The organism is Pseudomonas coronafaciens pv. oryzae str. 1_6, from assembly GCF_000156995.2.
In the GTDB taxonomy this organism is placed as follows: Bacteria; Pseudomonadota; Gammaproteobacteria; order Pseudomonadales; family Pseudomonadaceae; genus Aquipseudomonas; species Aquipseudomonas tremae.
Genome location: NZ_CP046035.1, coordinates 297,742 through 320,817 on the forward strand (window position 1 = coordinate 297,742; position 23,076 = coordinate 320,817).

A 23,076-nucleotide genomic window follows, 5' to 3' on the forward strand; every position below is an offset into this window, starting at 1 on the left:
CTCCAGTGGTCTGGCTCAGATCCAGGAATGGCGAGCGGGCAGGGTACCGTTCAAATGCCAGGTGCCAACTGCGTGGTATTTCCAGCGCACCGGGTCGTGCAGGGTGTGGACGCGCGCGTTGCGCCAGTGGCGGTCAAGATTAAACTCGGCGAGAGTCGCGCGGCTGCCTGCCAGTTCGAAGAGCTTTTCGCTGGCCAGCAGTGATATCTCGGTGGTCAGCACCTTGGCGCGCGCCACGGCAATCGACGCGCGGGCTGCCGATTGCTCGTCTATGGGGCTGGCATTTATTTCGTCCAGCTCCTGTCCGGCTTTACGCAACAGGGCTTCGGCGGCATGCAAATCAAGCTTCAGCTTGCCGATATCGGCGATCACGTACAGGTCGTCGCTGGCACGCTCTACTCTGGCATCGATCCACGGACGGGATTTCTCGCGAACAAAGGCGATCGCATCATCGATTGCGCCCCGGGCAATACCAGCATCGATTGCCGCCTGAATGAGTTGCGACACGGCGCCCTGAATATTGGGTGTCAGTCCCAGACGCCAGTTGTCTATCACCTGTTCGGCATCCACCGGCACGTTGTCGAGCAGCACCGTGCCGCTCGCTGTGGTGCGTTGCCCGAAGCCTGACCAGTCGTCGACGATACTCAGACCCGGCGAACCGCGTTTGACGAACGCCATGATCTGTTGGCCCTGGTCATCAAGCGCCTTGACCGCCACCCAGTGCGCAAACAATGCGCCGGTGGAGTAGAACTTCTGACCTGTGATGCTCAGGCGGTCGCCTTCAGTTGTGATCCGCGCCTTGAGTTCAAGAGTGTTTTTGGTGCCACGTTCAGGCCCCGCATTGCCGATACGCCAGCCTTCCAGCACGCTCTGGAACAGGGTGCGTTTCTGCTGTTCAGTGGCGCTGTTTTGCAGCAGGTGCAGAATGCCGAACTGATTTTGCGGGATCTGCCCCAGCGCCGGGTCGGCAGTGGAGATGATCCTGAACACTTCCGCCACCGTGACAAACGAGACCTCGGGGCCGCCATAGGCGCGTGGAATGGAAATACTGCCGAGCCCGCTGCGGGTGAATTGTTCTATTTCAGCCCACGGCAAAGCGCGTTGCTGATCGCGGCTCGCGGCAGTAAGGCGTGCAGCTGCTGCCAGTTCATGAGCAGCTGCAACAGCCTCGGCATCGTTGTGCAACACCGTGGCGGGTAACAGTCGGGGAGCAACGTCTGGCTCTTGTGGAGCGTTGACGGTGTGGGCAGTTACGTTAGCGGGATCAGACTCGCGTCGCTCACCGGCAATCGAACCAGCCCTTGGTTTATCCACAGGGGTAGTTGTGAAAGGGACCATCGGAACCTCGTAAAAATAGACCGCTGCAAAAGCGGCTGGGAAAAAATCACGATGTCCGGTGGTCCGGTGCATATACCCTAAGCGTGTATAAGGCTTTTTAAAACATGCTTTTTGGAATAAGCATAGACAGCTATCGCCAGCTGATAGCGACGTCCCGGCATTCACTTTGCGCTGAACACACTGCACATGGCGCCATAACGACGGCAGTGAACAGGATGAAGTGGTTGATGTGAGTAACAACGCACGTAGGCACACCGGGTGTAAGGGACGCTTGTATTAATCAACGCGAACTGATCGTGGTGTGTGGTTTTCCTCGTTAGCGGGAGGACCTTTAAACGACTGTTGGCATACAACCTGTTGCTGTTCGACGGCCCTTTGTCAATGCGTCAATTCACCCAGAGGCTGAACGTTAATGACCCGGGCCGGCGCCCACAACGAGTTGTTTCCTACCCTATCGATAATGCAGTAAGTCACGTCCACTTGTTGTTCGCCGCCGCCCTCCATGATCAGCGTAGGTGGCACGATCAAGTCGACGGATTCTCCGATATCCTCTGTGGTGAGGGGCGGCAGATCCATGCGCAGATCGCCCCAGCGCACAGTGATCTCGTCGTGAACGGCCATGTTCAGGTACGGCTCGATGGCCATCGGCAAACCGCCTTCAAGGTGCCTGCTGGACAGTCCGCGGCGTATGACCGATGGCGCGACATGGAGCGGCGCCAGCCCCTGATTTTCTTCGCTGCTGGCACCGATCAGTTGTCCGCCAGGTGCGTTCAGCTTGACCCAGAGCTTGCGGCACGGCGAGGTGACGGGTGTCCCGCCTATTTTCATGACCCGGTAGTAGGTCCTCGCCTTGCCGTTCTGAAGAAAGCTTTCGGGCACACGTAGGGCGATGGCTTTGTCGATGTCGGATGGCTCTAAAATCGTTGACGCCACGTAACAGCCATCCCAGAACAGTTCGATAAGGTCCCCCTTATCCATGTTGTCGTAGGGGGCAACGTGAACCATGAGTTGAGACGCGATCCTCACGCCGATGCCGTGTCGGCTGGCCTGCGGTACAGAAGGGGGCTGGAGCCCTGGGCGTGCGGTAGTGCAAGTAGTGTGGCTCATGTTGAGGTGCTCCTGATAATCAGTAATTCAAGTAAAGAATCGTCATAAGTTGTCATGGTCAAGTAATATAAAGCCCGGTTCGGGCGGAGCGATAAGTACCTTAAATAACCAAGTCATGGCAAACATTACAATTGGAGGGAAAGTTTCACTTGAAACTTGAGTGGTTGATCAAATGCCTCATTGCGGTGAGCTAATGTTCTTTGCGAGCACTTGTCAATATACGAAAGATGTTTAACGACTTTTTACTTGAAAAACGGACACTTCCTACACGCGGTATTTGGAAGTGTTTACCCACTGGCAAACAACTGTCCTACCACAAAGTATCAGTTATGCATGCACACGAAAGATGCCGTTACGACCGGGAGGGATGGGCTGTAAACAGGTCATCGTCGTTGATCACAGGGGCGCGCGTCAGGCGCGGAGGCTGACGCTTTCAGGTTTTATTATTTCGATGAATTTTCGGAAAATAAGGCGGGAATTCAGCAAGGATCCTGAACGATTAAACCTTTCTGAAATGTAAGAAAAAAGCAGCGCCGGGACGGACGCTGCTTTCGGAGGGTGTGTAGCGGCTTTATCAGGATCGCGTGCGCTCAAGAAACTGCCTGGTGCGTTCTTCCCTGGGGTTCGCAAACAGCGCCTTGGCTTCGCCCTGTTCGACGATTACACCCTTGTCGATGAAGATCACCCGATTGGCGACATCCCTCGCGAAGCTCATTTCATGAGTGACGATCACCATCGTGCGGTTCTCTTCGGCCAGGGCGCGGATGGTGGTCAGCACCTCGCCGACCAGCTCAGGGTCCAGCGCCGAAGTCGGTTCGTCGAACAGAATGACTTGCGGCTCCATCGCCAGCGCTCTGGCGATCGCCACACGTTGCTGCTGCCCGCCCGAGAGTCTGCGCGGGTAAGCATCTTCCTTGCCGGTCAGGCCGACCTTGGCCAGCAATTGGCGACCCAGTGCTTCTGCCGTCGCCAGAGGGATCTTCTTGACCACCACCGGGCCTTCGATGACGTTCTCCAGCGCAGTGCGATGCGGAAACAGGTTGAAGTTCTGAAACACGAACCCGACCTGCTGGCGCAGTTGACGGATTAACCCTTGCTGCTGGCCCACCGAACGCGCGCCATCGATTTCGATGTCGCCGACCTTGATCCTGCCGGCAGTAGGCGTTTCCAGAAGATTCAGGCAGCGCAACAGGGTGGTCTTGCCCGAGCCGCTGGGGCCGATGATCGCCACGACCTCGCCTGCTTCGATGCGCAGATCGATGCCCTTGAGGACTTGGTTACCGTTGAATTCCTTGGTGAGTTTTTCAACCACGATCATGCGTCAGGACTCCAGATCATGCCGGTTGACCCTCGCTTCCAGCCTGTTTTGCAGGTACGAAAGCGCAGTGGCAAGGATCCAGTAGATCAGTGCTGCGGCCAGGTACATGGTGAAAATTTCGAAGGTACGTGCGGTGATCAACTGAGCCTGGCGGAACAGCTCGGGCACCTGAATAGTGGCCGCCAGAGCCGTGTCCTTGACCAGCGATATAAAGCTGTTGCCCAGTGGTGGCAAAGCGGTACGTGCTGCTTGCGGCAGAATTGCCCGGCGCAGGGTTTGCCAGCGGGTCATGCCGATACTCGCTGCGGCTTCCCACTGGCCGCGCTCTATGGAGCCTATGGCCGAGCGGAGAATTTCGCAGGCGTAGGCGGCCATGTTCAGCGAAAAGCCGATCAGCGCTGCGGTCAACGGGTCAAGCTCGATGCCCAACTCCGGCAAGCCGTAGTAGATCAGGAACAACTGCACCAGCAACGGCGTGCCGCGAAAGAACGATACGTAGATGCGCGCCAGCCAGTTCACCGGCTTGAAACGCGACAGGCGCATCAGCGCCAGGCCGAAGCCCAGCACTAACCCGAAGAACATACCGCCCAGGCTGAGGAATACTGTGTAGTACGCGCCCTTCAGCAGGAAGGGCGCGGAGTCCAGCGCGAGCTGAAGGCTCTCTTCGATCATTGTGTGACGTCAGCGTTGAAATACTTTTTCGACAGTTTTTCCAGTGTGCCGTCGGCACGCAGTTTGTCGATCGCCTTGTCGATTGCAGCCTGCAGCTCAGGCTCGCCTTTGCGCATGGCAATACCGGATTCCTGACGGGAAAAGGCAACGCCGGCAGGCACGAGTTTGTTTTTGGTCTTGGTTGCCATTTCTAGGGCCGCCAGACGGTCAACGAGAATCACGTCGATACGGCCTACGCTCAGGTCCTGAATTTTTGTTGGGTCATCATCGTAAGTCCTGACGATGGCGCCCGGCACTTTCTCCTTGAGCCACTGCTCGTAGTTGGTGCCCAGGCCTACGCCGACCTTTTTGCCCTTCAGGTCGTCAGCGGACTTGATGGCATCTGCATTCTTCTTCAGAACCAGCGCCTGAATGCCGGAAATGGTGTAAGGCTCGGAGAAATCGTACTTTTTCTTGCGCTCGTCGGAGATGGTGACCTGGTTGATCACCACGTCCAGGCGCTTGGATTCCAGTGCAGCCAGAATGCCATCCCATTTGGACGGCTGGATCTTGGCCTTCACGCCCAGTTCCTTGGCCAGCGCTTCGGAAAACTCTACTTCGAAGCCAGTGAGTTTGCCGTTTTCATCTACGAAGCTGAACGGCGGATAAGTGCCTTCAAGGCCCACATTCAGAGTGCCGCTATCCTTGATTTTCTGCAGTTGCTCGCCAGCCATGGCTTGCCCGGCGATACCGGTACCAAGCATCAGGCCCAGTGCGGAGAAAAGAAACGTACGACGAATAGCGGAAATGTTCATGCGAGCCCCTTGTTGATACGAAAGTGTCTGGCTATTTTCTGACCCGACTGAAGCGACTTGGTGCTGAGGGTTTGTTTTTTTTTCAAGCAGTTACGTCACACCGATGTTCCGGGCGCGACTATATAGCTATCTTCTTATGAATAAAAATAACTAAAAATGCACAGTCCGCCAAAAAACGGAATAAAGACCTCGGTCAATTGCTGAAGGCATCAGGGTAGGCAAACAACGCGGGTGCGCCTCCGGTGTGCAGGAATATCAGCGGGCCGTCATTGAAGCGCTGCCGCCCTATGCCGTCCAGCAGGCCTGACATCGCCTTGCCGGTGTAGACCGGGTCAAGCAAGACACCCTCATGGCTGGCCACCAGTTTGATCGCAGACAGCGTGCCTGCGTTCGGTTCGCCGTAACGGGGGGCGAAATACTCGTCCCACAGCTCGACCTTGAAGGTTTCCGGCAGCGCGATGCCGAGCAATTCGGCGGTGCGTTCGGCCAGGCTCTGTACCTTGGGCAACTGGTCCTCTTCACTGCGCGACACGGTGACGCCGATGACCGGCAATTGCGGCAGTTCATGGGCCAGCGCCAGCGCCAGACCGCTATGTGTACCCGCGCTGCCGGAGGCCAGCACAATTGCAGCGAACTCAATGCCGGTCTGCTTGATCTGCTCGGCCAGCTCCAAACCGGCGCGCACGTAGCCCAAAGTGCCTATCGGACTGGAGCCGCCGATGGGGACCAGATAGGGATTTTTGCCACTGGAGCGCAGGCGTGCAGCCAGTGCGTGCAGCTGTTCATCCGCGTTATCGAGGTTTTCGACCAGCTCTACCCGAGCATCGAACAGCTCCAGCAGCAGGCGGTTGCCGTTGCTCAGGTAGTTAGGGTCTTCGCTGCCGATGGGGTTTTCCAGCAGGGCTACGCAGCTCATGCCCAGCCGCGCTGCCAGCGCTGCGGTCTGACGCACATGGTTGGACTGGATCGCACCGGCGGTGATCAGCGTATCGGCGCCCTGTGCCAGCGCATCGGCAGCCAGGTATTCGAGCTTGCGAGCCTTGTTGCCGCCCAGTGCCAGGGTCGTGGTGTCATCACGTTTGATGTAGATATCGCGGTCTGCCCAGGCGGACAGGCGTTCGAGCTTCTCCAGAGCCGTCGGCGCACTGATCAGGTCGAGACGATTGAAGCGGGCGAGCTGATGTTTGATCATGGTGATAGATAAGCCGTGTAAAGAGTCACCGGACTATAGGCAGACGTTTCCTACACGGCAACTTCTCTGTGTTTATCATCTGGTCAGCCTGTTCCTGTGGAAATTGTTGTTCTTTGCGTTCGAATGTTTGCCGTAGAGTGAAGGCATCAGCGGCCGTCACTGTCGGTCGACACCCTAATGTGTCAAGGAGAGATCAGCGTGAGTGATATTCCAGAAGCCTCCGCCGACGGCCGTTCCAGCCATTGGCAGTTGCAACGGATCGTCAGCCAGTTGCGCGGTGCGCGGGAAGACTGGCGGGCGCGCAACAGGCGAGTGAGCGGCGAGCACGGCGGGCGTGAGCTGCCTTCTCGTGCGGCCATGGGCGACATTCTCGAGGCGTTGAGTGGCGCACTGTTTCCGATGCGGCTTGGGCCGGTAGACCTGCGCGAAGAGAGCGAGGACTTCTATGTTGGCCACACGCTGGACGTGGCACTCAATGCGCTGCTGGCTCAGGCCCGGCTGGAATTGCGCTATGTGGCCCATCAACAGGGTGGCGACCTAAAGAACATCGATGCTCATGCGCTCAGGTTGATTCAGGATTTCGCCACGGCACTGCCGGGCATCCGCCTGTTACTGGACACTGACGTGCTGGCCGCCTATCACGGCGACCCGGCGGCGCGCAGTGTGGATGAAGTTCTGCTGTGCTATCCGGGCGTCCTTGCTGTGATTCATCATCGCCTGGCTCACCACCTGTACCGGGCTGGTCTGCCGCTGCTGGCGCGCATCAGCTCGGAAATCGCCCATTCGGCGACCGGTATCGATATTCACCCCGGCGCGCAGATCGGCCCGAGCTTCTTCATTGATCACGGGACGGGTGTGGTCATTGGCGAAACCGCCATTATCGGTGAGCGAGTGCGGATATATCAGGCCGTGACGCTGGGCGCCAAGCGTTTCCCTGCGGACGAGGATGGTCAGTTGCAGAAAGGCCACGCACGGCACCCGATCGTCGAAGATGACGTGGTTATTTACGCCGGGGCGACCATTCTGGGGCGCATCACGATTGGCAAAGGCTCGACCATCGGCGGCAATGTCTGGCTGACCCGCAGCGTGCCGGCAGACTGCAACCTGACTCAGGCCAACCTGCTGCAACAGGACGACTGCTCGAAAAAGTGATGCCTGCGTGAAGCTCAGATGACTTTCACCGCCCGCCCGATGAACTGAATCGGGCCGGTGGGTTTGCCGATAGGCGAGCCGGAGGATGTTTCCAGCGTCAGCTCGAACAACTGATTGGGCTGCAGCGGCGGCAGTTTATCCAGCGCAATGTTCAGGCTTTGCCCCGGTTTTACCAGCCCCAGAGAAACCGGGCCTTGCCAGTCGTCGCCTTTGGTCCAGAACTCCAGTGCCTTGTCAGCCGGAACCTCTACCACGCCCAGCGGAATAAGCTGGATTTCCTGCGAATTACTGGCCTGCACTACCCAGCCGGGCGACCTGTCCTGCGGCCCGACCAGAACAACAAGGTAGGAAGTCTGCGCCGGGGCGCGGGTCAGCAGGGTCATGCCTAATACCAGCGATGCCGCCAGCCCGGCCCCAGCCAGCCCGCGCCAGACCGACAGGTTGTCCCACCAGCGCGCGCGCGGTCTTGGCGAAACACTGGCGGGCGCGGTGATCTCCAGCAGGTTGCGTTCGATTCGGTGCCACAGACCGGGCGATGGCGTAACGGGCTCGGCCAGTTCCGTCAGGGGCAACAAGCGTTGCTCCCAGGCATCGATGGCCGCTTGCAGGTCTGGCTCGCGGGACAGGCGACGCTGCACGTCGAGCCGATCCTGCGCCGACAGGGTGCCGAGCACGTACTCGCCAGCCAAGTCATGAATGTTGTCGTCTAAAGGCCGGGTCATCCCATGCACTCCCGCAAAGCCGTCAGGCTGCGCTTGATCCAGGCTTTTACCGTACCCAATGGCGCGCCGATTTTCTGCGCGATTTCCTGATGCGAATAGCCGTCTACGTAAGCATGAAAAACACAGTTTCGTCTTACCGGCTCCAATTGCTCCATGCATGAAGTAATCCGTCCTGGATTGACCCGCCAGTCAAAAGCATCCCCGGCTTCCTGCCAGCCTTCCAGGGTCGCCTGTTCATGATGATCTTCGCTGCCGTCTTCCTCGATACTTACCTCGCGGGCGGTGTTGCGCAGCGTATTGAGTGCCAGATGCCGGGTCACGCTGAATATCCAGCCACGCGCCGAGCCACGGGAAGCATCGAAACTGGCAGCGCGGGTCCAGATTTTCAGAAAGGCGTCGTGCACGATGTCCTCGGCCAGAGCGCTGTCACGTACCAGCCGCTGGACGACGCCGAGCAATCGGGCGCTTTCCTGTTGATAGAGACGCTGCAAGGCCTGTTTCTCACCGCGAGCGCAGGCCTGCAACGTGGCTTCGTAATCAAAGAGAGATTCGTGCGAGGACAAGATGATCCGCCATCAATGGAAGACTACTGCCTCGTTGACATCACGAGGCTCCCGCGCAGCAGCATAGCTCAACCTCTGCGCGGTCACCCGGCTAATGGCCGCGATCAGCTCGCGGTCCAGAACAGGTAGTCGGCTTGATACTTGACCACTTCCTTCGCACCCTTGTTGCTCTCGGCGCAGGCTTTGGCCGGGGCAACGCCGCCTTTCAGGGCTACACGCTGGATGTAAGTCACGCCAGTCATTGCGCCTTTGCCTTCAGCCGGGTTGGCCTTGACCAGTTGATACGGCAGGTTGCCAGCGCTGGATGGTGCTACGGCCACCTGGGTGCCGGTCACTTTGGAGCCGTCTTTGGCTTCCCAGGTGGCAGGCGGGCCGTAGTAAGTACCGACCTGTTTGCCGCTCTTGTCGTTGAGCACTGCTTTGGGCCCGACGAACGCCCACTCCATTTCGCTAGGCATGTTGGCTTTGGCGCGGCACTCGTAGGTGATTTCGCCAACACCTGTGGTTTGCATGCCGACTTTGTTGCCAGCCGGCACGCGCACGCTTTCCGGAAGGTCGGTCTGAGCCAGGGCCACGGATGACAGGCAGGTGAAGGCCAGGGTAGTACCGGCAAGGCAGAGCAAGCGTTTTGCGTTCATGCAGAAATCTCCAGATTGTTTAACCGCGCTCAGCAACTCGAAGTGGCTGCTGAATGTACTACCCGCGAGAAATCCATCTGGATGCAGTGATTTGAAAATATTTTTTCAATGCCGGCTGAAACGGCTTCGCAATAGCAGTATTCCGGCAATGGCCGCGAGCCCCGAGCCGATCAGCACGCCGACTTTCACCTCGTCGATCAGGTGCTGTGAACCAGGGAATGCCAGGTTGCCGATGAACAGGCTCATGGTGAAGCCGATGCCGCACAGGATCGCCACGCCGTACAACTGCACCCAGTTGCTGCCTTCCGGCAAGGTCGCCAGCCCGGCACGAATCGCCAGTAGTGCGGCAAGGAACACACCGATCTGCTTGCCCGCGAACAGCCCCAGCGCAACACCCAGCGGCACTGGATCTATAAGGTTTTCAAGGGTGATACCGGCCAGTGACACCCCAGCATTGGCAAAGCCGAATACAGGCACTACCGCAAAGGCCACCCAGTAATGCATTTTTTCTTCAAGGAACAACAGCGGCGAGCGCGCCTCTTCCTCGGGTTTGCCCATCGGGATGCACAGCGCGAGCGCGACACCGGCCAGCGTGGCATGCACGCCTGATTGCAGGACAAAAAACCACAGCAATGCGCCGAGCAGCAGATAGGGCAACAGGCGACGGACATGCAGGCGGTTCAGTACGATCAGTACAGCGAGGGTCGCGAATGCGGCAGCGAGCATCGGCAGGTTCAGGCCGGAGCTGTAAAAGAACGCAATGATGGTCACCGCCCCCAAGTCGTCGAGAATCGCCAGCGCAGCCAGAAAGACTTTCAGTGATGTGGGCACTCGATTGCCCAGCAGCGAAAGCACACCAAGCGCGAAGGCAATGTCGGTTGCCGCCGGAATGGCCCAGCCGCTGAGGGTCTGCGGGTTGCCCCAGTTGATCGCGATGTAGATCAGTGCAGGTACCAGCATGCCGCCTGCCGCTGCAAAGCCGGGCAGGGCGCGCTGTCCCCAGGTCGACAGGCCACCGGCCAGCACTTCGCGCTTGATCTCCAGGCCGACCATCAGGAAGAAAATCGCCATCAGCCCGTCGTTGATCCACAGCTCGACCGACAGGCCCAGCCAGACGCTGTGCAGTATCGAGAAATAACTGGCGGAAAGCGCTGAGTTGGCAACGATCAGTGCCGCCAGCGCAGCCATCATCAGGACGATGCCGCCTGCTGATTCAGAAGCCAGAAAGCGGGCAAGAATGGCGATGGCGCGTGGTGTTTCCCGATGTGGAGCCTGAGTCATGGTCGTCCTTGAAACGAGAAGCTGTTTTTATTGTGGTGGCAGGCGGGCGGTTACTGGCCCGTGGCACTGAGCTCGATCAGACAGCAGCGACTGACGCGAGGAGATTGCAGCTCTATTTCCAGCAAGCCGCCAGGGTTATCCACAAGCGCACAATCATGTTTGCCGAGGACTTCCCATGGCTGACTGTCGACGCTGATCGCCACTTGCGCGGCCATGCTGAACAGCACGAACGTGCTGGCCGAACTGAACAGCCGTTGCGGTTGGCGCACATCGATCCAGTGCAGGCGCGCAGTATACCGGTGTGGCGCATAGATGAGGTTGAAGTCGCGAATCGGGCCATCCAGCAGGGTGCAGCTGACTTGACTGTCGCCGCTGAAGGCAAACGGGTCGGATGGCAACAACGCGCGACTGGTCATGCCATCTACCGTCAGCGTCATGCCTGCGCCCTGCAAAACGGTAATGATCCGTTGGTAGCCGGCGAACACCGAGAAGCCCCCGGAGGTCTCGATTTCGGCAATCGACAGGCGCCAACCGAAACCGTCCAGATCATGACCTGCATCGCGGGCGATTTCTTCAGTGCTGCCGCCACCGTTCTTCCACGGCATGCGCGGGTAATCGGCAGCGCGCAGGAGTCGAGTCTGGCTCATTTGGTAAAGCGTCCTTCAAGGCGATGACGGGAACCTGGGTGTATCAGGCGCGCCGCCGTGACCGGCTGGCGACCTGACCAGGTGCGGCGGCGAATCAGCAGGCAGGGCTCGCCAGCCTCGATCTGCAACAGTTGGCACTCGGCGGCTTCGGCGAGAATCGCTTCGACCACGTGCTCGCCTTCGGTCAGCGGGGCGACCTGAGATAGATAGGCGTAGGGCGTCTGCAGGGTAAAGTCCTGCTTGAGGTAGTCCGGTGCTACCTGAGCATTTACGAAGCGGTCTTCGATCTGCACGGGAATGTCGTTCTCGAAATGCACGATCAGCGAATGAAACACCTTTTGGCCTTCACGCATATCCAGCGCCAGAGCGCGCTCGGAGCCTGCGGCTTCCTCTTTGAGCACCATGACCTTGCAGGTATGGCGATGACCGCGCGCGGCGATCTCGTCGGCGATGTTATGCACTTCGAACAGCGCAGACTGGCTCTTTGGCTCAGCGACAAAAGTGCCGACGCCTTGCATGCGCACCAGCAGGCCTTCGGCGGTCAGCTCGCGCAACGCGCGGTTGATGGTCATGCGGCTGAAACCCAGTTGCGTCACCAACTCGCTTTCCGAAGGCACGCGATGATGCGGCGGCCAAGTGCCGTTTTGAATCTGCAGCGCGATCATGTGTTTGACGCGGGCGTACAAGGGTGCGGGACTTTCGCCCATCTGGGCAGCCAGGGGAGAAGCGGCGGGCGGAGTCGACACGGATGAGTCCTTGTTCGAGATGATTCAAATACAGCAAAGCGCCAACGCTAACCATTAACCCGGTACACGGCAAGCGTGCGAGCGGTTTACCACTCGCTGGAACGTCTGTATATGTATATACAAATTACCGTGATGAGGTGCCAAGTCAATGTCAGCCTTCTTTGCCGAGCGTGCGCTACTTCCCGACGGCTGGGCCAGCGATGTACGCCTGGAGGTCAGCCAGGAGGGTGTATTGACCCGTGTCGAAGCCAGTGCGCACCGGCAGGGTGCCGAACTCATCGGTGGTCCACTGTTGCCCGGCATGCCGAACCTGCATTCTCATGCGTTTCAGCGGGCAATGGCCGGTCTGGCCGAAGTGGCGGGCAACCCCAACGACAGTTTCTGGACCTGGCGCGATCTGATGTACCGCATGGTCGGGCGTATAAGTCCCGCGCAATTGGGCGTCATCGCTCGTCAGCTGTACATCGAGATGCTCAAGGGCGGTTACACCTCGGTGGCGGAATTTCATTATGTGCATCATGACGTCAGTGGTCTGCCTTACGCCGACCCTGGCGAACTGGCCTTGCAGATCAGCCAGGCGGCAAGCTCGGCGGGTATCGGCCTGACGCTGTTGCCGGTGCTTTACAGCCACTCCGGGTTTGGCGGGCTGGCGCCGAACGAGGGGCAACGCCGGTTTATCCACAGCACTGACAGCTATCTGGATTTGCAGGCTCGTCTGCAAGCTGTTCTGGCGGCCCAGCCGGCGCAACAGCTCGGCCTGTGTTTCCACTCGCTGCGCGCAGTCACCCCACAGCAGATCAGCGAAGTGCTTGCCGCCAGCGACCCGCAGTGTCCGGTGCATATTCATATTGCCGAGCAACAGAAGGAAGTCGATGACTGCCTGAGCTGGAGCGGTCTGCGTCCGCTGCAGTGGTTGTATGAAAACACCCCTGTGGATAACCGTTGGTGCCTGGTCCATGCGACCCACGCCGATGCGCGCGAGGTGCAGTTGATGGCGCAGAGCGGTGCCGTGGCAGGACTGTGTCTGACCACTGAGGCCAACCTCGGCGACGGGATATTTCCGGCGGTGGATTACATCGCGCAGGGTGGGCGTTGGGGCGTTGGCTCGGACAGCCACGTCTCGCTCAGCGTGGTCGAGGAACTGCGCTGGCTGGAGTACGGGCAGCGGCTGCGCGACCAGCGTCGCAACCGGCTGCATCGCAGTGATCAGCCGATGGTCGGTCGCACACTGTACGACGCTGCACTCGCCGGTGGCGCGCAGGCGCTGGGTCAGCAGACTGGCAAACTGCAAGCAGGGCATCGTGCCGACTGGCTGGTGCTGGATGGCAAAGACCCATACATCGAGACAGCCTCCGGCGACGCCATCCTCAACCGCTGGCTATTCGCTGGCAGCGATCGGCAGATTCGCGACGTGGCTGTGAATGGCCGCTGGGTCATACGCGAAGGACGACACGCAGCCGAAGAGCAGAGCAACCGCGAGTTTGCACAGGTATTGAGGGAGTTGCTGGGCTGATGCAAGATCGGACGCAGAGCGTCCAGAACCGGTGTGCCCACGCTGGAGCGCGGGCACCCTAGTAGGGCCCTTTTCACTCCCACGGCCTTCGGCCAGAATCAAGAGCGGACTTGTGTATAACGATGAGTGCTGGAGCGTGGGCACGATGGTGTTGCCAGCCGGTTCTCGTTCCTAACGATCGAGTCCAGACACCTATCGTTCCTCACTCCGCGTAGGAGTGCCTTGCATGACGCTGCACGTCACACTTCTGCATGACGCTGCACGACGCAAGCCCCCTTACTTCTCGCCCTTGCCGATCTTCGAGTCATCCTCGCGCCAGATCAGGCGGGAGGTGTCGTAACCCTGCTGGCGAGCCTTGCTCAGCATGTTCTCTTTGTCTGCCTGAGAAACCACAGGCGTGCGCGACAGCAACCACAGGTACTTGCGATCCGGATTGCCGACCACGGCGGTGCGATAGCCTTCGCTGACGTCCAGAATCCAGTAATCGCCCTTGGCAACGCCAGGCAGCAACCGCGAGAACCAGTTATCGAACACAACCCACAGTTTGTCGGTCTTGCCCGGAACCTGCGGCGAGGCGGTGCCGGTGGCTTCTTCCCACTTGCCTTCAAGGGTGCGACAGCGGTTGGTTACCGCAATATTCCCGTCGTCCTTGAGCGTGTAAAGCGCCTCTGACTGCGCGCATTTACGCTGGAAAAACATCGGCAGCCGCGCGATTTCGTACCAGGTGCCCTGATACTGCTTGAGGTCGACGTTATCAACCGTCTTCGGCTCAAGGTTGTCAGCCGAGTGGGCAAAACCGATGGCCAGAAAGCTGGCCATGACACAAATTCCAAAACGTACCAATAACTTGATCATGTGTTATTTGAGACCTTGACCCGAGAACAGTACAACCTTGTCCGCTGCGTACTGCACGCTGATAAAGGTGTTTTGATCGCCCCAGGTACAGCTGGACATCCCCAGCGCACCGGAACACTCGGTCGGGCTGCCCAGCAAGGACTCGACCTGTGCCTTGGGCATGCCAGCGGAAATTTTCGAATAGTTTTCCTGGGTGATCTTGCTGCAGGCAGCCAGAAAGACGCAGAACGAGAGTAACGCGACAGTGCGCAAGGACATGGATGTAGCTCCTGAACGGAAGGGGGTCGCGTCGCAGTGCAGGCCGATGCAGTCTGGCGCTGGCGCATTACCGCAAGCTTAGAAGAGAAAAAGGGGATCTGGTTCCCGCAGGGGGAAAGGATTTGTGCCGCAGGTCGGCAGATAGGGCTGTAGACGGGTGTGGATAAGGTTCTCGATTGGCCGTTTTGCGCACCTATATGCGCGCTGGCGATTCGCTCGGGTCGAATCGCCAGTGTGGCATCAGAAAGCGGTCTTACTCTTTGTGATAAGCCGTTGCGCGCTCCACTTCTTCCTTGGAACCCAGGTAAACCGCGACGCGCTGATGCAGGCCATCGGGCTGGATGTCGAGAATACGCTGATGACCGTCGGTAGACGCGCCACCAGCCTGCTCGACCAGGAAAGACATCGGGTTGGCTTCGTACATCAGGCGCAGCTTGCCTGGCTTGGACGGTTCGCGGCTGTCACGCGGGTACATGAACAGACCGCCACGGGTCAGGATGCGATGCACGTCGCCCACCATCGCGGCAACCCAGCGCATGTTGTAATTCTTTTTCAGGGGGCCGTCTTCACCGGCCAACAGCTCGTTCACGTAGCGCTGTACCGGAGCTTCCCAGTGACGCTGGTTGGACATGTTGATCGCGAATTCCTGAGTGGATTCCGGGATCCGGATGTCTTCGTGGGTAAGCACGAAGCTGCCCATTTCACGGTCAAGCGTGAAGCCTTTCACGCCGTCACCCAAGGTCAGCACCAGCATGGTCTGCGGGCCGTAGATTGCGTAACCGGCTGCCACCTGCTCGGTGCCTGGCTGCAGGAACGCCTTCTCATTCAGCGGTTCGTTCTGGCTCAGGTACTGGTTCGGGCAGCGCAGCACCGAAAAGATAGTCCCGACCGGCGCGTTGATGTCGATGTTCGACGATCCGTCCAGCGGGTCGAAAACCAGCAGGTAGGCACCTTTAGGGTATTTGCCGGGGATCTGGTAGGCGTTGTCCATTTCTTCGGACGCCATGCCGGCCAGGTGACCGCCCCATTCGTTGGCTTCGAGCAGGATCTCGTTGGAGATCACGTCGAGTTTTTTCTGCACTTCACCCTGTACGTTTTCGGTGCCCATGCTGCCCAGAACGCCGCCCAGCGCGCCCTTGGAGACTGCATGGCTGATTTCCTTGCATGCGCGCGCCACAACTTCGATCAGGAAGCGCAGATCGGCAGGGGTGTTGTTACTGCGGGTCTGCTCAATCAAGTAACGACTTAGTGTGACGCGGGACATGGATAGCTCCGAAAATAGGGGTATGAAAACCCGCGCAGTTTAACGCGAGTGGTGACTTAATACTGCTATGAGACTGGCTTATGACTGTTTCAGTTCATATGCCGGGCGAACCGCGCCCGACAGCCCGCGTGTTTCAACGTTTTGAGGTGCGCAGGGTGCTGAAGGCCATCCAGCCCAGAAACAGCACCCCCAGAAGCAATACTGCCCACAGCCCCAGGCGTTTGAAGTCGGTCCCCTGCGGTGCCACCTGCATCGGTGCGGCAGCCATGTCAGCGATGCTCGCAGTGGCGGGTTTCGCGGTACCGAGGGACGCGAGTTTTGCCGCACTGTAATCGGGGATCAGCGTCGCCAGCGACAGGTTTGCCGCCTTGGCCGTCGAGTTGCCGACCGCCAGCGTGAACGGCCCATTGCCGCGTGCCAGAAACACTACCTCAGTGGCAGGCACTGCGACGCTCAACTGCGGCGCCTCGTTCCCCAGACCGCCGCCTCGGTCATCGACCACCAGCTTGAGCTGCTGAACGACGCGTCCGGGCAATTGCAGTTGGTCCTGCAGCACGTCGCTGTTGTTTTGCGACAAGCGATACAGCAGGCCGCTGCTGATGGGTTGCCACGGCTGTTTAGAGTCTGTCCGGCCATACAGAATCGCCGGTGCAAGGCTGTTGGGCTGGGTTATATCGACTTTTACCCTTCCTATCGGCAGGCCGGCCGGCAATTGCCAGACGTATTCGTTGGGGCTTTCAACAGAGCCTTTGACCGGTGGCGACCATGTCAACGGCGGTGTCGGCGTGTCGCTGCTGGCGCTCAGCAGGTGCGCGGAGATCAACAGCGGCGCGCTGTGAGGTGCGCGCCACAGCAGCCGCAGGTAGCGGGCGCTCTGGCCGGGCAGGCCGACTTCTCGTTGCTCGACCACTTCATCGGCAAATGACAAACGTGCAATTTGTCCTTCGCCCCAGTCTCGCCAGTGTTGCAGGTCGTCGCTGGCCTCGATGCTGAAGTTCTGAAAGCCTTCGCGCTCGGTGCTCCAGTCGATGATCAACTGCTCCAGTGGCGCCTTGATTGCGCTAGTGTCCAGCAGCCAGCCGCGCAGCACTTCTTCGCCAGCTTCGATATCGCTTTGTGGCTGGACCTCGATCAGGCTGCCGCTGCTTGAGCGTTCGATGCGGATGACAGGCGCTGCGTCGCCTGATTCCTGGGTGCTGTAGAGCGCGAACCATTTGACCGGGATCGGCGCCGGTTCCTCCTCGCGCGCAGGTTGTCGCGGCGTGATTGCATACGCCTGTGGCTGGCCTTCGGCGTTGAACACGCGCAGGTCGCCCAGGTCAGTCTGTCGGGCATTCAGCTGGACGCCCAACGGCAACTCAAGGCGGTACCAAGGTCCTTCGCCATTCAGACTCAGCGGGGTCTGGCTGGCAAAGTCCGCTGGCTTGTCCTGAGCATTGGCGGTGATCGACGCGCACAATGCCAGGCCAAACACGGCGATTTTCATGGCAGGATGACTCAAGAACAGTTCCTCACGGAGTTTCAGGCGCGGCGATCGGGCCGGTGCCAGGGTCTTCGACAGTTTCTTTGACAGGTGATTTCGGCGGTAATGGTGCGAAATATCCCACCACCAGTAGCAGAATGCCAACACCGATAAACGAGACGATGCGCTCCATGCCGCCGCGATTGCCCAGTTCGACGAAGAACAATCTGATCACTACCACCCCGATCAACGCGGCACCGCCCAGCCATATTTCGCGTCTGGATCGTATGTGGCCACCGATCATCAAGGCCAGCGCCATCAACGTCCAGACGATCGACAGGCCAGCCTGAACGCGCATCGACTCGAACAGCGCCTCGGTGTACCACGGCACATCAGCCCAGTGATGGGCTGTGCGCATGACCATGGCCGTGACCAGTGCAAACAATGAGGCACCTGCCACCAGCAGGGTGCGCCTGTGCGCCATATGGTCGCGCATCCACAGGCATACCCCCGCCAGAGACAGCAGCAGGCCGACTTCGAGTGGATTGAGCAGCGGCACATAGGGCAGCGGATCGGCCGCGCCGTCGCTGAAGATGTTTGCCAGCCAGAACCACGCCAGCATCAACGCTGCCAGTGGCGCAGCGGCCCCAAGGTGATAAGCCTCAGGGCAGGCTGCTACTGGCCACGGCCATTGACGCCTGGAGCTCATCGCCAGCAGGAACAGGCTGGGCAGAATCGCCCAGCCCAGCCAGCGCCAGGCGTTGTAGTTCTCGGACAGCTGCAGCAGGCCGAAACGCAGCTCCAGCGCTAGCACACTGATGATCAGCAGACAGCCCACGGTGTGAGCAACGCGTTTTGCAAGAATGGACAGCAGGTCCGACACGTAGCGCAAGGTCAGCAGATGCACAGCGAACACCGCCAGCCAGGCCAGCCAGCCCAGGTTGCCTGCCGGATTGTTTCGCAGGTTCATCGAGATCATCAGTATTGCAGCGCTGATCGGGGTCAGTGCGCTGCACAGCGCGGCGAGATCTGTCCAGCGCAAACGGATGGCGAGTGCGGCCCAGAGCGCCACGCTGAGGGCCATGGCGACCAGGAACGCGCAGGCCTGATAAGGCGCTGGCGCGTGCAGGCCTGCCGCGCTGGCCAGCGAAACCAGCCACCAGAACGCGCCCCAGATGATCAGTAATTTCCGTGCGCGGACCGGGCTCATGAGTGCCAGCGAATTGAAGCGGAACACGCACCATGCACTGACCATCGCTGCAATCGCCAGAACCATCGGCGTCCAGTAATCGTTGGCGAAAGCCTGTGCCGAGCTGTCGGTGCCGCCGCTGAACAGAATCGCGCTTGCGCCCACTTGCAGCAGCAGGCCGAACGCCTGTGCCAGCCTGCGTTGCTGACGCAGGCCCAGCCACAAAACCGCCGCGCCTTCCACGGCCCAGGCGCTGGTTGTCCACTGTGAACCAAGGCCCAGCGGGATCGCCAGGGTGGCAAACACCACGCCAAGAGCCAGACAGGTTTCCATCAGCAATACGGTGCGTCCCGAAGTGTGCCCTGCCAGCCAGCGTGCCAGCCCCATGTAGATCAGGCCCAGCGCCAGCGCACTGAAGGCTGCGCCAAACTCCATATGCTCGACCAGCGCGTATTGCAGTCCAAAACCCGCGATGGGGGTACCGAACAGCAGCGTGCCATCGACGTAGTCGCCTTGGCGGGCAGACCAGCGCAGCATGGCTGCTCGGGTTTCATCCTGGGCCGCGTGAGTGAGCTGCAGCAGTTTTTGCCGGGCGAACAACAGGCCGATGGCCAGATACATCAGGAAAAACAGAATCAGGAACGGTTCGGTGCTCCAGAACAGTTCGGGCGTATAAGCCTTCATGCCCCAGGCGAAGCCGATACCGAAGGTGCCGAAAAAGCCGATCAGGTTGAGGATGCGCCAGGCTTTGAACCAGGCGATGGCAAAAATGCCGGCGTTGAGCAGAGCGAAATAGCTGAACAGCGAAACATGGCTGCCTTGTCCGGTAGAGGCCAGAATCGGCGCCGCAAAACCGCCGAGCGCACCAGCGCAGGCCAGGGCCAGCGAGTTCTGGGTCAACGCCAGGACGGCCGAGAAACAGGTGATCGCGACCAGCAGCGCAAAGCCGAGGGTGGGGTCCAGCAAAGCGTGCAGTTTCATCGCGGCAAAAATGGTCAGGTACAAGACGCCAATGCCTGCACCTTGCAACATCAGCGCGTAAGGACCGTTGCGCAAGCGCAGCCACCAGCCCAGCCCCAGCAATGCCAGCGCACTCAGCGCGACGCCGGCGTAACGCGCTTCAATCGGCACGACCATCCCTTCGGTGGCGTAACGCAGCAGAAAAGCCAGGCCGAGGAACAGCACCACGACGCCGACCCGCAGTACCGTATTACCGCCCAACAACCAGTCCCTGGCGCGGCCAATGGCGCTGTCGAGCAGGTTGGGGCTGGCCGGTGCAGAGGGCTGGCGTGGTGGAATGGCCGGTTTTATGTGAGGGATTGGAGTGTCGACTTGCAGTGCTTCGTCAGGCAGGTCCCAGATCAGCTCTGGCCCTTGGGTTGGCGTGTTGAGAATCACAGCGTCGGCTGGCAGCGGCGCGCTGTCCTGAGCAGGGGGTACGATGGACGCAGGCTTGCGTTCAAGCGCGCTCAGGCGTTGCTGAACGGAGTCGAGGGATTTCCGGGTTTCGAGGAGTTGCTGCAAATGGTCAGCAGATTGCCTGCCCAGCACGCGCACACGGATACCGGCCCACATCGCCATGCCCATGATCGCGCCAATCAAAGCGCCTGCCCACTCGTCGTAACTCAACGAGTAGCCCAGCAGTGCGCCACCCACCAGCAGACAAATCCAAAGCACGCGACGACATCCTTTTCGGTGTGTGAAGGTTCATCGTGCGCAGTATATAGGGGCGGGTGGGCATCGTTTGTAATGTTTTATGCAGAACGCGGCCAGTCTCTGCACCTTTCGTTCTTCACGTTAGCGTAGGGATGCCTTGGCTGACGCTCCACGTTATAGAGCCGCGTTACCACGCTGTGGGGCGTGGTAGCGCGAGTCAGGTGAGTGTGCGAGCTGGTCAGTCCAGTGCCTTCCAGATGTCCCCGGCGTATTCACGAATGGTCCGGTCCGAAGAGAACCAGCCCATGCGTGCGGTATTGAGCACCGCCGAGCGCCACCATTCCTTGGAGTCGTGCCAGCGTTCTTCGACCTTGGCCTGGGCTGCCCAGTAAGAATCGAAGTCAGCGCAGACCAGGAAGCGGTCGTACGCCAGCAGCTCATCTACCAGACCTACATAGCGATTCGGGTCATCAGGCGAGAACACCCCGCCGCGTATCGCCTGCAGAACATCGTTCAGACGTCCCGAAGCGGCCACGTCGCCATGAGCGCTGAAATCGCCGGCGCGCTTGCGTGCCTCGACCTGCTGCGACGTCATGCCGAAGATGAACATGTGTTCCAGACCCACTTGCTCGCTCATTTCCACGTTGGCACCGTCCAGCGTGCCGATGGTCAGTGCGCCATTGAGGCCGAACTTCATGTTACTGGTGCCCGAGGCTTCCAGGCCTGCCGTGGAGATCTGTTCGGAAAGGTCGGCTGCCGGAATGATGCTTTCCGCCAGGCTGACGTTGTAGTTGGGCATGAACACCACTTTCAGCAAGCCGCGAACCGTAGGATCGTTGTTCACAGTCCTGGCGATATCGTTGGTCAGCTTGATGATCAGCTTGGCCGAGTGATAGCTGGCTGCCGCCTTGCCTGCAAAGATCTTCACCCGAGGTACCCAGTCCGTGCCTGGCTCGGCACGAATGGCCTGGTACAGCGCCACGGTGTGAAACAGGTTCAGCAACTGGCGTTTGTACTCGTGGATCCGCTTGACCTGAACGTCGAACATCGCTGCAGGGTTTACTGCGATACCCAGTCGTTCGTGAATGATCGCTGCCAGCGCACGTTTGCTGTGCAGGCGCTGATCGGCCATTTGCTTGCGGAACGACGACTTTTCGGCGAACGGCTCCAGCTCTCTCAAGCGGGTTTCGGCGTTGTCCATAATGTCTTCGCCCAGCGCCTCGACCAGCATTTCAGTCAGCTTCGGGTTAGCCTGGAACAACCAGCGGCGGAAGGTGATGCCGTTGGTTTTATTGTTGATCCGGTCCGGATAGATTTTGTGCAGTTCGGCGAACACAGTCTTGCGCATCAACTGGGTGTGCAAGGCCGATACGCCATTGACGCTGTGCGAACCGAGGAAGGCGAGGTTGCCCATGCGCACGCGACGACCGTTGTCTTCTTCGATCAACGACACCGCACGCAGGACGTTGACATCGTCGACGCCTTTGGCGCGCAGCGTATCGATGTGCTGCGCGTTGATCAGATAGATGATCTGCATGTGGCGCGGCAGCATCCGCTCCATCAAACCGACAGACCAGGTCTCCAGCGCCTCAGGCAGCAACGTGTGGTTGGTGTAACCGAGGGTGCCGACGGTGATTTTCCAGGCGGTGTCCCACGGAATGTTGTGGTTGTCGACCAATTGACGCATCAGTTCGGCAACTGCGATGGAAGGGTGCGTGTCGTTCATCTGAATGGCAGCGTGCTCGGCCAGATCGGTCAGCGTGGCGTGCTGGTTCAGGTGGCGGCGCAGCAAATCCTGCAGGGATGCAGACACAAAGAAGTATTCCTGACGCAGGCGCAGTTCCTGACCCGCTTCAGTGGCGTCATTCGGGTAAAGCACGCGGGAGATACTTTCTGCACGAACTACCTCGGCAACGGCGCCAAAGTGGTCGCCCGCGTTGAAGCGCTCCAGGTGCAGGTCTTCTACGGCGCGCGCGCGCCACAGACGCAACGTGTTGACGCTCTTGCCACGCCAGCCCACCACCGGGGTGTCATAAGCGATGGCTCGCACCGTTTCGCCCGGACGCCATGCATGGCGCGGCTCGCCGGTTTCAGAAACAACGGTATCGACACTGCCGCCGAAGCCGATCGAATACACCACTTCAGGGCGTTCGAATTCCCAAGGGTTGCCGAAGTCCAGCCAGTTCTCGGTCTGCTCCTGCTGCCAGCCATCGACGATGCCCTGACGAAACAGCCCGTGCTCGTAACGAATGCCGTAGCCGTGGCCGGCGATGCCGAGGGTCGACATGCTTTCCATGAAGCATGCTGCCAGGCGACCGAGGCCGCCGTTGCCCAGCGCTGCATCCGGCTCAAGCAGGCGGATACGCTCGATGTCCACGCCCAGCTCGGTCAGCGCCTCGCGGGCGACTTCCAGCAGGCCGAGGTTGCTCAGGCTGTCATACAGCAGACGACCGATGAGAAATTCCAGCGACAGGTAGTAAACGCGCTTCTGGACCTTGCGATAAATCTGTCGCGTATGGTCCATCCAGTGTTCGACCATGTGGTCGCGAGCCGCGAGAGCGACAGCTTCGAACCAGTCATGCTCAAACGCATGGGCGGGGTCCTTGCCCACCGAATAGGTGAGTTTGGCGAGCACAGCGGCGCGGAAAGCAGCCACATCAGCGTCACGAACAAGTGGTTCCTGAGACATCGATACAACCTCAAGTAGTC

At 59.6% G+C, this 23,076-nt stretch carries 20 protein-coding genes; 2 read left to right on the top strand and 18 right to left on the bottom strand.

Features of this window, described 5'->3' with window-relative positions:
- Positions 1–15: 15 nt before the first annotated feature.
- The 6 genes from POR16_RS01460 to POR16_RS01485 all read right to left on the bottom strand — a co-directional run bounded on the left by POR16_RS01460 (position 16) and on the right by POR16_RS01485 (position 6,421).
- On the bottom strand, positions 16–1,188 hold the full coding sequence (locus tag POR16_RS01460) for an SfnB family sulfur acquisition oxidoreductase (RefSeq protein ID WP_005888134.1): 1,173 nt from the start codon (positions 1,186–1,188) through the stop codon (positions 16–18).
- A gap of 528 nt (positions 1,189–1,716) precedes the next feature.
- Positions 1,717–2,445, bottom strand: a complete 729-nt coding sequence (locus POR16_RS01465; RefSeq protein WP_024668710.1) for a hypothetical protein — start codon at positions 2,443–2,445, stop codon at positions 1,717–1,719.
- Positions 2,446–3,019: 574 nt separating this feature from the next.
- Positions 3,020–3,763 (bottom strand): L-cystine ABC transporter ATP-binding protein TcyN, encoded by a 744-nt coding sequence (tcyN, locus tag POR16_RS01470; RefSeq protein ID WP_005888136.1) that lies wholly within the window; start codon positions 3,761–3,763, stop codon positions 3,020–3,022.
- A 3-nt stretch (positions 3,764–3,766) separates the two neighbouring features.
- A complete protein-coding gene (gene tcyL / locus POR16_RS01475) occupies positions 3,767–4,435 on the bottom strand; it encodes a cystine ABC transporter permease (RefSeq protein ID WP_005888137.1) in 669 nt (222 codons plus the stop codon).
- Entirely contained in the window at positions 4,432–5,229 is a 798-nt protein-coding gene (gene tcyJ / locus POR16_RS01480) for a cystine ABC transporter substrate-binding protein (RefSeq protein WP_005888138.1), read from the bottom strand. Before tcyJ ends, tcyL begins: the two co-directional genes overlap by 4 nt.
- 193 nt (positions 5,230–5,422) lie before the next feature.
- The gene (locus tag POR16_RS01485) at positions 5,423–6,421 is read right to left on the bottom strand and encodes a D-cysteine desulfhydrase (RefSeq protein WP_024668712.1); all 999 of its coding nucleotides are present in this window, start codon (positions 6,419–6,421) and stop codon (positions 5,423–5,425) included.
- A 177-nt stretch (positions 6,422–6,598) separates the two neighbouring features.
- Between POR16_RS01485 and epsC the strand changes: the two genes are divergently transcribed.
- A complete protein-coding gene (gene epsC / locus POR16_RS01490) occupies positions 6,599–7,573 on the top strand; it encodes a serine O-acetyltransferase EpsC (protein ID WP_050586566.1) in 975 nt (324 codons plus the stop codon).
- A 14-nt stretch (positions 7,574–7,587) separates the two neighbouring features.
- Here the strand turns inward: epsC and POR16_RS01495 are convergent, their stop codons facing one another.
- The 6 genes from POR16_RS01495 to hutC all read right to left on the bottom strand — a co-directional run bounded on the left by POR16_RS01495 (position 7,588) and on the right by hutC (position 12,131).
- The gene (locus POR16_RS01495; protein WP_005888142.1) at positions 7,588–8,295 is read right to left on the bottom strand and encodes an anti-sigma factor; all 708 of its coding nucleotides are present in this window, start codon (positions 8,293–8,295) and stop codon (positions 7,588–7,590) included.
- A complete protein-coding gene (locus POR16_RS01500; protein WP_005888143.1) occupies positions 8,292–8,858 on the bottom strand; it encodes a sigma-70 family RNA polymerase sigma factor in 567 nt (188 codons plus the stop codon). Before POR16_RS01500 ends, POR16_RS01495 begins: the two co-directional genes overlap by 4 nt.
- A gap of 104 nt (positions 8,859–8,962) precedes the next feature.
- Entirely contained in the window at positions 8,963–9,496 is a 534-nt protein-coding gene (locus POR16_RS01505; RefSeq protein WP_005888144.1) for a DUF3455 domain-containing protein, read from the bottom strand.
- 105 nt (positions 9,497–9,601) lie between these two features.
- Positions 9,602–10,777, bottom strand: a complete 1,176-nt coding sequence (gene nhaA, locus POR16_RS01510) for a Na+/H+ antiporter NhaA (RefSeq protein WP_005888145.1) — start codon at positions 10,775–10,777, stop codon at positions 9,602–9,604.
- A 50-nt stretch (positions 10,778–10,827) separates the two neighbouring features.
- Positions 10,828–11,424, bottom strand: coding sequence for a HutD/Ves family protein (locus tag POR16_RS01515; protein WP_005888146.1), 597 nt, complete (start codon positions 11,422–11,424; stop codon positions 10,828–10,830).
- The gene (hutC, locus tag POR16_RS01520) at positions 11,421–12,131 is read right to left on the bottom strand and encodes a histidine utilization repressor (RefSeq protein WP_162010117.1); all 711 of its coding nucleotides are present in this window, start codon (positions 12,129–12,131) and stop codon (positions 11,421–11,423) included. Before hutC ends, POR16_RS01515 begins: the two co-directional genes overlap by 4 nt.
- Positions 12,132–12,318: 187 nt before the next feature.
- Here hutC and POR16_RS01525 point away from each other — a divergent pair, with 187 nt between their 5' ends.
- Positions 12,319–13,683 (top strand): formimidoylglutamate deiminase, encoded by a 1,365-nt coding sequence (locus POR16_RS01525; RefSeq protein WP_005888150.1) that lies wholly within the window; start codon positions 12,319–12,321, stop codon positions 13,681–13,683.
- 276 nt (positions 13,684–13,959) lie between these two features.
- Here POR16_RS01525 and POR16_RS01530 read toward each other — a convergent pair whose 3' ends face one another.
- The 6 genes from POR16_RS01530 to POR16_RS01555 form a co-directional block, all read right to left on the bottom strand.
- Positions 13,960–14,538, bottom strand: coding sequence for a lipocalin family protein (locus tag POR16_RS01530; RefSeq protein WP_024690284.1), 579 nt, complete (start codon positions 14,536–14,538; stop codon positions 13,960–13,962).
- A 3-nt stretch (positions 14,539–14,541) separates the two neighbouring features.
- Complete coding sequence (gene bamE / locus POR16_RS01535) at positions 14,542–14,796, bottom strand: outer membrane protein assembly factor BamE domain-containing protein (RefSeq protein WP_002551616.1); 255 nt, start codon at positions 14,794–14,796, stop codon at positions 14,542–14,544.
- 253 nt (positions 14,797–15,049) lie between these two features.
- The gene (locus POR16_RS01540) at positions 15,050–16,060 is read right to left on the bottom strand and encodes a class 1 fructose-bisphosphatase (protein ID WP_005888153.1); all 1,011 of its coding nucleotides are present in this window, start codon (positions 16,058–16,060) and stop codon (positions 15,050–15,052) included.
- 133 nt (positions 16,061–16,193) lie between these two features.
- Positions 16,194–17,546, bottom strand: a complete 1,353-nt coding sequence (locus POR16_RS01545) for a DUF3999 domain-containing protein (protein ID WP_162010118.1) — start codon at positions 17,544–17,546, stop codon at positions 16,194–16,196.
- A 25-nt stretch (positions 17,547–17,571) separates the two neighbouring features.
- On the bottom strand, positions 17,572–20,388 hold the full coding sequence (locus tag POR16_RS01550) for a DUF2339 domain-containing protein (RefSeq protein ID WP_122381206.1): 2,817 nt from the start codon (positions 20,386–20,388) through the stop codon (positions 17,572–17,574).
- 217 nt (positions 20,389–20,605) lie between these two features.
- Positions 20,606–23,056, bottom strand: coding sequence for a glycogen/starch/alpha-glucan phosphorylase (locus POR16_RS01555; RefSeq protein WP_005888159.1), 2,451 nt, complete (start codon positions 23,054–23,056; stop codon positions 20,606–20,608).
- Positions 23,057–23,076: the final 20 nt, after the last annotated feature.